This is a genomic window from Arthrobacter sp. Soil_C_49 (genome assembly GCF_057656635.1).
This window is the reverse complement of sequence record NZ_JBDGJZ010000044.1, coordinates 1-272: the sequence shown is the minus strand read 5'-3', so window position 1 is coordinate 272 and position 272 is coordinate 1. Positions and strand designations below refer to the sequence as shown.

General features: G+C 63.6%; 1 protein-coding gene. It reads left to right on the top strand.

The features are described 5' to 3' along the window. On the top strand, positions 1-195 hold a 195-nt coding region (locus tag AC3A4Z_RS22625), incomplete at its 5' end, for a hypothetical protein (protein WP_498714559.1). Positions 196-272: the final 77 nt, after the last annotated feature.

Sequence of the window (272 nt, the reverse complement as noted above, 5' to 3'; positions counted from 1 at the left end):
GCCGGGGAGCCGCTGGGTCTGGCGGAGCTCGGCAGGCTCGTGGCGCAGGCTGCTGCTGCCGCGCCGTCGATACTTGCCGGGGCCAGCTATGTTGAAGCGGCCAACTACGCCGCTGGAGTGGAGGAAATTTCCCGGACGGTGGAGTACCTGCAGGTCCTGTCCGCCGGGAACGGGGGTGTCAGATTGTTTGTGTAGGAGGGATGTAGCCAGCGGGGTGATTGGAGAATCATTGTGGCTATGACTGAGCGCCGTGAAGTGCTTCCGGATGAGCT